The sequence below is a fragment of the Paenibacillus thermotolerans genome (assembly GCF_028745515.1).
In the GTDB taxonomy this organism is placed as follows: Bacteria; Bacillota; Bacilli; order Paenibacillales; family YIM-B00363; genus Paenibacillus_AE; species Paenibacillus_AE thermotolerans.
In genome coordinates this window covers 1-8,976 of record NZ_JAQZSG010000068.1, presented here as the reverse complement: position 1 = coordinate 8,976, position 8,976 = coordinate 1, and the positions used below count along the sequence as shown (strand labels likewise).

At 48.2% G+C, this 8,976-nt stretch carries 12 protein-coding genes; all 12 read left to right on the top strand.

The genetic code is table 11. The annotated features are described in order from the left end of the window. The first annotated feature begins 378 nt into the window (after positions 1–378). Positions 379–1,935 (top strand): malate:quinone oxidoreductase, encoded by a 1,557-nt coding sequence (locus PT964_RS25955; protein WP_274366262.1) that lies wholly within the window; start codon positions 379–381, stop codon positions 1,933–1,935. A gap of 81 nt (positions 1,936–2,016) precedes the next feature. Then, positions 2,017–2,232: a CDGSH iron-sulfur domain-containing protein gene (locus PT964_RS25950; protein ID WP_274366261.1), complete on the top strand. Its 216-nt coding sequence runs from the start codon at positions 2,017–2,019 to the stop codon at positions 2,230–2,232. Between the two features lie 177 nt (positions 2,233–2,409). Further along, positions 2,410–2,952, top strand: a complete 543-nt coding sequence (locus PT964_RS25945; RefSeq protein ID WP_274366260.1) for a GNAT family N-acetyltransferase — start codon at positions 2,410–2,412, stop codon at positions 2,950–2,952. A gap of 163 nt (positions 2,953–3,115) precedes the next feature. Further along, on the top strand, positions 3,116–3,880 hold the full coding sequence (locus PT964_RS25940; RefSeq protein WP_274366259.1) for a hypothetical protein: 765 nt from the start codon (positions 3,116–3,118) through the stop codon (positions 3,878–3,880). A gap of 185 nt (positions 3,881–4,065) precedes the next feature. Then, the gene (locus PT964_RS25935; RefSeq protein WP_274366258.1) at positions 4,066–4,566 is read left to right on the top strand and encodes a GNAT family N-acetyltransferase; all 501 of its coding nucleotides are present in this window, start codon (positions 4,066–4,068) and stop codon (positions 4,564–4,566) included. 7 nt (positions 4,567–4,573) lie between these two features. Further along, entirely contained in the window at positions 4,574–4,954 is a 381-nt protein-coding gene (locus PT964_RS25930) for a hypothetical protein (RefSeq protein WP_274366257.1), read from the top strand. Between the two features lie 73 nt (positions 4,955–5,027). Continuing rightward, positions 5,028–5,456 (top strand): hypothetical protein, encoded by a 429-nt coding sequence (locus tag PT964_RS25925; RefSeq protein WP_274366256.1) that lies wholly within the window; start codon positions 5,028–5,030, stop codon positions 5,454–5,456. Positions 5,457–5,522: 66 nt separating this feature from the next. Then, the gene (locus PT964_RS25920; protein WP_274366255.1) at positions 5,523–6,158 is read left to right on the top strand and encodes a serine hydrolase domain-containing protein; all 636 of its coding nucleotides are present in this window, start codon (positions 5,523–5,525) and stop codon (positions 6,156–6,158) included. After that, positions 6,155–6,955, top strand: coding sequence for a serine hydrolase family protein (locus tag PT964_RS25915; protein WP_274366254.1), 801 nt, complete (start codon positions 6,155–6,157; stop codon positions 6,953–6,955). Before PT964_RS25920 ends, PT964_RS25915 begins: the two co-directional genes overlap by 4 nt. 4 nt (positions 6,956–6,959) lie before the next feature. Beyond that, positions 6,960–7,382, top strand: a complete 423-nt coding sequence (locus PT964_RS25910) for a VOC family protein (protein WP_274366253.1) — start codon at positions 6,960–6,962, stop codon at positions 7,380–7,382. A 238-nt stretch (positions 7,383–7,620) separates the two neighbouring features. Next, the gene (locus PT964_RS25905) at positions 7,621–8,097 is read left to right on the top strand and encodes a GNAT family N-acetyltransferase (protein ID WP_274366252.1); all 477 of its coding nucleotides are present in this window, start codon (positions 7,621–7,623) and stop codon (positions 8,095–8,097) included. 129 nt (positions 8,098–8,226) lie between these two features. Next, positions 8,227–8,550 carry a hypothetical protein gene (locus tag PT964_RS25900; RefSeq protein WP_274366251.1) on the top strand — a complete coding sequence of 108 codons (324 nt, stop codon included), beginning with the start codon at positions 8,227–8,229 and terminating at the stop codon, positions 8,548–8,550. Positions 8,551–8,976: the final 426 nt, after the last annotated feature.

Genomic DNA, 8,976 nt, shown 5'->3' with positions numbered 1-8,976 from the left:
CGTTAAAACTGAAAACTCCGTTCAAAACGCCGAATAACTGCATCCCTGACCGTTAGACCGAGCCGCTGCCTGTCTTTGATTGGTCCAAGACTGTACTGACCGGACAAGCGACGGATGGCGGGGATCCGGCAGTGCCGCCTATTTGTTTAGTCGATCGCGTAACTAGCGACGCATTCGCCGAATATTGTGAAATGGGGGCAATAGTTGGGTGAAGCTTGTGTATGCTTTTAGAAGCTTATGGACGTCCTTTCGCATTTTACCTGCTTGTAATAGCTTTTAGCTATCATATATATAGCAAATAAATATTAAAATCAATAAATAATAGTGATAAACTAGGATTAGGTTATAATGAATCTAGAAAAGATGCCGGCCTGATTGATGCGCCTGCATCTTTCCTTCAAATATCAGTGTGTTAGGACGGTTAAAATGAGTAACAGACAAAATAAAACGGACGTTATTTTAATTGGTGCCGGAATAATGAGCGCTACGTTGGGGTCGATGCTGAAAGAGTTAGCGCCGGACTGGGAAATTACGGTGTTCGAGAGACGCGCAGCGGCAGCGGAAGAAAGCTCTAACGCATGGAATAACGCGGGAACGGGGCACGCTGCACTGTGCGAGCTGAACTACACCGTAGAAAAACCGGACGGTTCCATAGATATCAGCAAAGCTATAAGTGTTAATGAACAGTTTCAAGTATCCAGGCAGTTCTGGTCTTATCTCGTTAACAGCAATCTCATTCGCAATCCGCGAGACTTTATCGTACCTGTACCCCATATGAGCTTTGTACAAGGGGAACAAGATGTGGCATTTTTAAAAAAGCGGTTTGAGGCGCTGTCTAACAATCCCCTGTTCCAAGGGATGGAGTTTTCCGATGATCCGGAGAAACTTGCCGAATGGATTCCGCTGATGATGAAAGACCGGAAAGTCGATAAACCGATTGCGGCCACAAGAATCGAATCCGGAACGGATGTCAACTTCGGCGCTCTCACGCGTATGCTGTTTGACCACTTAAAGAGCAACAACGTCGATATCAAATACAACCGTCACGTTAGCGATATTAAACGCGCCGGAGACGGCTCTTGGGAATTGGAAGTCCGGAACGTCGACAGCGGTGCCGTCGAACGCCATACTACCAAATTCGTCTTTATCGGCGGCGGGGGCGGGAGCCTGCACCTGCTGCAAAAATCCGGCATTCCGGAAGGCAAAGGAATCGGAGGATTTCCGGTAAGCGGACTTTTCATGGTGTGTCAGGATCCGAAGATTGCATCGCAGCATCGAGCGAAGGTATACGGCAAAGCGGCGATCGGAGCTCCGCCGATGTCTGTTCCGCATCTTGATACGAGAATTATCGACGGCAAAGAATCGCTGCTTTTCGGGCCGTTTGCCGGCTTCTCGCCAAGGTTCTTAAAGTTCGGATCCATATTTGATTTGATAACTTCCGTAAAACCGCACAATCTATTGACTATGCTCGCGGCAGGCGTAAAGAACGTTCCTTTGACGACATACTTGATCAAGCAAGTGATGTTATCGAAAGAACAGCGTATGGAAGAGTTGCGGCAATTTATTCCGAACGCCAAGAGCGACGATTGGGACTTGCTGGTAGCCGGACAACGCGTGCAAGTGATTAAGGATACTGAGGCCGGCAAAGGGACGCTCCAATTCGGTACGGAAGTGATAAGCGCGGCCGACGGCTCGATCGCTGCATTGCTGGGCGCTTCGCCAGGTGCTTCTACAGCCGTTTCCGTCATGCTCGAGGTAATCAATAGATGCTTCCCGCAGCATGTAAAAGCATGGGAGCCGAAATTAAAAGAGATGATCCCTTCATATGGCGAGTCTCTATTGAAACATCCTGAACTGATCGATGAAATTCATACGGCGACGGCGCGGACGCTCGGACTGAGCGGGAGCTTGGCGGCAAGCCGAACCGTATCGTAGAACTTTCGATAAACGGCTCTTCATTTTCCTGTGATCGATGGTTATACTTGTATTAACTGTAGATCATAGGAGGCAATTCTCATGGCAGACGAAAACAAAGTGATAATTAAAGTGAACGACAACGGGTCGCTTCGGGTGACGGGGCCGGTCGAGCTGGTGGACGCTGAAGGCAACCCGTTCGAGCACAAAGAATCGTTCTCGTTGTGCCGGTGCGGAGGTTCCAGCAACAAGCCGTTCTGCGACGGGACTCACAAGTCGATCGGCTTCGAAAGCGCACCGAGAGCAAAGAAGGAATAGGTGTCGGCAAGCGGCAACCCGGTCTCGCAACGAGGCCGGGTTGTTTACGTGAATAATAAGCGGCGAAGATCATAACACTAACGGATAGCAAAAGCTTTCCAACAATCGGTCAAATCCGTGCCCGATCCTGCCGGCCTATGATATAATTCACCCAAATCGATTTGGGGATGATGCCAAATGACGGAGCAGCAGGTATACGTCCGATTTCCGGAGGAGTCGGACGCCGCGCAATTGACGGACATGCACATACGTAACCGGGAGTTTTTTGAAAAGTTTTCGCCGGACAACCCGGTTGAGTTTTACACGGAGGAGTACCAGCTCCAAAAGATTATTCAGAGCAAGGCCGACAGGGAAGAGGATCGGAAGTATTCCTTCGTGGTATGCCGCAAGGAGGACGACCGGATTATTGGCAGCATAGGGTTGTTTTTCGTGGCGCGGGGATCGCTTCAATCCTGCATGATCGGGTATAGCCTGGATCAGGCTTATAACGGCAAGGGATATATGACGGAGGCGGTGAAGCAGGTGGTGCGCTACGCCTTTGAGGAGCTGAAGTTTCACCGGATTATCGGGGAAGTCTCTCCTCGGAACCCCGGGTCTATCCGCGTACTTGAGAAAGCCGGCTTTCACAAAGAGGGCATTTCCCGAAGCAATGTGAAAATCAACGGCGTATGGGAAGATCATCAAGTTTTGGCCATTATCAATCCATCCGACGATATTTAGAACATATGCTAATTCGTACGTATTCCATGTACAAAACAAACCCCTTGTTTCCAACAGGATGCAAGGGGTTTGCATTTTTTGGGAATTTTTCATGCCCGTGCAACCTTTCCTTCGTCAAAGACGTTGCTAACAAAAAGGGAAGTTTAAAAAAGGACGGGTGATCATGATGAAAAATATGGTATGGGTCGGTTTGGCCGTTATTTTAATGTTCGGACTGAGCGGGTGTCTCGGAACTACGGGAAATACGGAAAATACCGATGGTTCAAAATCGATTTCCGAGGGGGCGGAACAGCCGGCAACGGATAACGCTAAAAATCCGGAAAACGACGATTCCATTGACCCTAACGAGCCAGTTTCTTCCGACGGCTCAGACTCTGCCGACGAGACTGAGGAGATCCCCGCCAAGAACCGGCCGAAGACCAAGACGGACACAATCGGACTGGAAGGCAATGAGGAAACATTCCAATTTACGCTTCACGACGTTCCCGGATTGCAATTTTCAACGTATATCGTTAATGATTTCCTTGTTGAAGGCGCCGGTTCCGGAGAAGGGGATACGTTAATCGTTTACGCCAATTTCGCCGGGCAGACAAATGAGGATGCCAAGGCCGTTTATTTTTCTCCAAGCGCCGGGACACAAACAACGGTGGAGGAACAAGCGGAGGCTGCGAAGCGATCGTTGGAGAGCGAAGGGTACGAAGTCAGGCAAAGTGACGGTGAAGCGCCTATGCGATTTGCCGTATCCGAGAAAGAGATCCACTTCACGAAGCAGAAGGAAGACGGGCATTACCTTCTGGGTACCGTCTCTGTCTTTACGCGCGGCGACCGCGTGTACCGCATCCTTGTTCAATACCCTGAGGATTGGGAGGAAGGATTCGTTCCGAGGGTAGTGAAGATGATGGAAGATATTATGTGGTATGACATATAAATTCCAGTAATGTTGCGTTCAAAAAGGCGATCGTGCCCAATACCGTCTTATGCCCTTGAGCAATCAAGGGCTTTTTTTTGTTGGGACATAAGTGCGCCGGAGATTTTACGGTATCAGTAAGCGCTTGATCGATGGTACAATATGGCGGTAGCGCGCATCAACCATTGTGCGAGTGAGTTTTACTGATGTTAAAGTTTGTCCCAATGACCGAGACGATTGCCGGGGAAATATCCCAATGGACCTACCCGCACCCATACGACTTGTACAGTATGGATGGGAGCAAGGAATGCATCTCCGAGCTAATGAACGGAGATTATTTCTTTGTAGAGGATGATTGTAATCAAATCATAGGATTCGTATGCTGCGGCAGTTCGGCTCGAGTGCCGGGAGGATATGAAGCCGGTATTTATAAAGACGATGACGTGCTAGATATCGGATTGGGGCTCCGGCCGGAGGTAACCGGAAAGGGGCTCGGAAGCGATTTTGTATATCATGCCGTACAATTTATAGGAACATATTTTGGAAAATCGAAAATTCAGCTGGTCGTAGCCGCTTTTAACGAGAGGGCGATAAAAGCATATAGGAAAGCCGGATTTACTCTGGGAGAGTTATTCCATAGCCGTGTTTCGGGTAAACAGGTTCCTTTTGTAGTGATGAGGAGTAAGGTTGTTGCTTGTGAGGAATGAAGGACTTATGAGAATCTTTTTAATCATAGTAATACTGGTGCTGTCTGCATGCAATTCAAGGGAAATCGTTCAAGATTGGGAAATGAAAGTAAGGGATAAACCTATTGTAATCGCTTATGCAGGGGAGAGGCCGGGGATTGAAGCGGAAGGGGTTACTTTTATTTCTCTTCAAGAAAGCGGTTTGGAATTTGAATCCCTTTGGGTGGATGAATCGCAATTTGATAACTTTACTTCCGATGCAGGCATTGAAAAAATAAAAGAATGGCTCTCCGAAGGCAAAGTTGTAGTATTTATTACCGGGAAAAACGTCTATGAAACACTTGCCCCAAGACTCGGCATTACAGATTATGAACAATCTATTGAGCGGACGGCTTTTCAGCACGGTTGAATCACGGATCGCGCAACATTACGAGCTGAGCAATCGTCTGTATTTGAAAATAGAGGAAACGGTGGGGTTTCGATTGCGTGCCGTCAAACACATTATACTGTGGATCGCTTCGATGATTTTATTCATTATGGCATCTTTGGGTCTAGAATTATTGGAAGGGAACAAAATTACTACATCCGAATATTACGGATTACGGAATATCGGTCTTCTTTTTGTAGCATTGATTATTTTGAAATCAACGGTCGTTTATCCGCTCATGCTATGGCCGCTGTCACGGCTTGCGCAAATGTTGGCAAATCCGTTGCTAAGCCGCATATTCATATTGGTCCTATGCAGTTTCGGAGGGTACGCTTTATTCCACAAGTCATATGATGAATATTTTGTTCGGCAATACGGCTTGAACGTCGGTACGGCCGTTATTTTATTTGGGATGGCCGGAATCTTCTATCTTTTAGCGGATTACTATATGGAACGGCGCGTAAATACGGTCGACGCTCACTAACAAGTCATTTCGGAAGAAAAATATGGTATTATGGAATCGACAGACAAAAAATGGGAGATGGTTGATTTGACGACTACATATCAACTGAGGCGCTCGACACCGGAAGAACAAGGGATTTCATCGGCATCCGTCATGAATTTTGTAAACGCGATCGAACAAGCCAAGCTGGAGCTTCACAGTCTTATGCTGATCAGACACGGGTATGTAGTTGCCGAAGGATGGTGGGCCCCGTATCGTGAAGACCGCCCGCATATGCTGTTTTCTCTAAGCAAGAGCTTCACGTCGACGGCAATCGGGTTCGCCGTACAAGAGGGGCTCGTTTCGTTGGATGATGCGGTCGTATCCTTTTACCCGGAGTATGAAAAGTTGTATGCTTCCAATGAGCATTTGGTTAGGATGCGCGTTCGGCATTTGCTGTCAATGGCAACCGGGCATGCGCAGGATTCGACAGGGCGCATTACCGATTCTGAGGATTGGGTCAAGGGCTTCCTTAGCTTGCCTGTGGAATACGAGCCCGGGACGCATTTCGTTTATAACAGCGGTGCCAGCTATATGCTGTCGGCGATATTGCATAGGGTGACGGGACAAACGCTGCTGGAATATTTAAAGCCGCGGCTCTTTGATCCGCTTGGGTTCCGGCAAGCTGCCTGGGAAACTTGTCCCAAGGGAATCAGCGTAGGGGGCTGGGGACTGAGATCGTGACGGAGGATATTGCGAAGCTCGGCATGCTTTATTTGCAGAACGGACTATGGGAAGGCAAGAGATTTCTTTCCGAGGAGTGGGTGCGGCAAGCGACTTCCGCGCAGGTGTCGAACGGCAACGATGCAAACAGCGATTGGGCGCAAGGCTACGGCTTCCAATTTTGGAGATGCCGCCACGGCGCGTATCGGGGCGACGGCGCATTCGGACAATACTGCATCGTAATGCCGGAACAGGATGCCGTCATTGCAATCACGAGCGGTTTGGACGACATGCAAGCGGTACTGAACGTTATTTGGGAACATCTATTGCCGGCGATGGAAAATAACGCGCTGCCCCATGACGATGCCGGCGGCGCAACGTTACGCGAGATACTTGACGGCTTGGCGCTTCGCCCGCCGGAATATATGCCGACATCGGAGCTCGCCCGTCAAGTGAGCGGAAACCGGTACGAAGTGTGCAGCGAGAATCGAGAGATAACGGCAAGCATCACGTTTACATTTAAGGATAAGAGCACGGAACTGTTGTACGAAAGCGAGCAAGGCGTGCACCCATTCACTTTCGGAATCGGCGAATGGACGGAAGGGATCACGTCATTGTTCGGTAACCCGCAGCCCATTTGCGCCAGCGGAGGCTGGAAGGATGCGAATACCTTTGTAGCTACAATACGCTTAGTGGAAACGCCATTCTATGAAACGGTCACGTGTACATTCGTCGAAGACCGTCTGACGATCGAGAGAGCCGCCAATGTCGGATTCGGGGCGAAGGAACGGCCGGTTCTTTCGGGAAGCAGCCGATAACACTATGAAACCGCGAATTACGGTACTTACACTTGGCGTAGATGACCTGGAAAGATCGTTGATATTTTATCGTGACGGATTGGGGCTTCCGACGGAAGGAATCGTAGGTACACAATTTGAGCATGGCGCTGTTGCCTTTTTTGAATTGCAAGCAGGCTTAAGGTTAGCCATTTGGAATCGCAAGGATATCGCCTATGATACAAAGCTAATTCAAACGGCACCTAGCTCTACGGAATTTACGATCGGACACAATGTAGGAAGCAAAGAGGAAGTCGATCAAGTCATGGAACAGGCAAGGATTGCAGGCGCTGCGATCACGGTCCCGGCACATGATACATTTTGGGGCGGATATTCCGGCTATTTCCAAGACCCTGACGGTCATTTATGGGAAGTAGTCTGGAACCCGCAGTGGGAAGTCGCGGAATGATTAAAGCTGGGAGTGGAATGACGAGGCTGCCGATTCATCGGCAGCCTCGCTTAATGTGCAATTATGCGTAAACGAAAAAATAAAACCGGCACAAACATGTGTCGGTAAAAAAGCCATGGATACATAATAGTCTATAAAAAAATTCAACATAAGTCTATTACTTTTTTTGAATAAATTGTATGTTATATAAGCGACCGCGGCGCAAAATCGATCAGAATAATGAAGGGAGAAGCCCTGCATGATTTCGCTCAGAAAAATTACGCTGGAAAATAGACGTGCCATTTTTAACTTGGAAGTTTCAGAAGATCAGCGCCGCTTCGTTGCGTCCAATTTGTCAAGCGTGGCATCGTGTTATGTCCTTGCAACCAACGGGGGACATCCGTTTCCGTTTGCAATTTATGCGGATGAACAGCCGGTCGGATTTGTTATGATTACGTATAGAATTACCGGCTACGAACTCCCGACAATCGCAGACGACAGCTATTGCATCCTGCGATTGATGATTGACAAGCAATACCAGAATAGGGGCTATGGTCGAGAAGCCATGAAAAAAATATTGGAATTTATCCGCACCTTTCCGGCAGGACCCGCACAATATTGCTGGATTTCTTATAAGGCTGATAACGTGCCCGCCAAGAAGCTTTATGAGAGCTTCGGCTTTCTGGACAGCGACGAAAGCTTCGACAATGAATTAATAACCGTATTGCGATTGTAGAGACGAACTTTAGGATTATACAAACGGGTAACAAAGCGGTGGAACCGATCCACCGCTTTAGTTTGCATTACAAATATGGCGAATAGAAGAAAGGATTCGGAAAGCACGAATCTGCGATAGGAGAACATCATGCCAATTATTACTTTATGCGGGTCGACAAAATTCAAAAGCCAATTTGAACAAGCAAATGCTTATCTTACGCTTCAAGGAAATATCGTTATTAGTCTCGCGTTCTTCGAGCAAAGTGAAGGATTTGAAATAACGAGCGAGCAAGCCGAATTGCTTGGTAATCTTCACTTTAAAAAAATCGATTTATCCGACGAAATATTCGTCATTGATGTAGGAGGGTACATTGGAAGCAGCACCAAGAAAGAAATTGAATATGCCAAGCGGCATGGGAAGGTTGTGCGGTATTACTCTAGCGGAGAGGTTCCGGACAATGTTTTCAACTAATAAGGGACGGCTAAAGGCTCGATCGGCCGCTTCATTGCTAACGCGTTAAATGTCCACTGCAACCTTTAAGTCGCTTTGGCGCTAACGGAACCGGATGTCCGCTAATTTTGTCGAAACCGAGTAAAAGGGCTCATTAGCGGAACCGAATGTCCGTTAAGTCGCCTGACTCGCCGGTAATTGGCGGTTTTCGGGCGATTAGCGGACAACTTGTTCCGTTAATTCGCAGCTTTTAGGGGTGAGGCGGTTTTTAGCGGACACTTTGTTCCGTTAATTCCGGCGTCGCAAACCGAATGACGGGGACGCTCCGGCGTTAACACCAAAAGTTGGTGCTAACGCCGCATGGGTAGCCGGCCTAGCCGGAGTTATGATATTAGGTCAATGGAGTGGACACAGAAAATTTCGTACTTCAGGCTGCATTGCCCGCAA

Coding starts and splice junctions, on each gene's coding strand:
- PT964_RS25900 (WP_274366251.1), top strand. CDS start 8,227: ATGCCAATTATTACTTTATGCGGGTCGACAAAATTCAAAAGCCAATTT.
- PT964_RS25910 (WP_274366253.1), top strand. CDS start 6,960: ATGAAACCGCGAATTACGGTACTTACACTTGGCGTAGATGACCTGGAA.
- PT964_RS25930 (WP_274366257.1), top strand. CDS start 4,574: ATGAGAATCTTTTTAATCATAGTAATACTGGTGCTGTCTGCATGCAAT.
- PT964_RS25950 (WP_274366261.1), top strand. CDS start 2,017: ATGGCAGACGAAAACAAAGTGATAATTAAAGTGAACGACAACGGGTCG.
- PT964_RS25905 (WP_274366252.1), top strand. CDS start 7,621: ATGATTTCGCTCAGAAAAATTACGCTGGAAAATAGACGTGCCATTTTT.
- PT964_RS25945 (WP_274366260.1), top strand. CDS start 2,410: ATGACGGAGCAGCAGGTATACGTCCGATTTCCGGAGGAGTCGGACGCC.
- PT964_RS25940 (WP_274366259.1), top strand. CDS start 3,116: ATGATGAAAAATATGGTATGGGTCGGTTTGGCCGTTATTTTAATGTTC.
- PT964_RS25955 (WP_274366262.1), top strand. CDS start 379: ATGCGCCTGCATCTTTCCTTCAAATATCAGTGTGTTAGGACGGTTAAA.
- PT964_RS25935 (WP_274366258.1), top strand. CDS start 4,066: ATGTTAAAGTTTGTCCCAATGACCGAGACGATTGCCGGGGAAATATCC.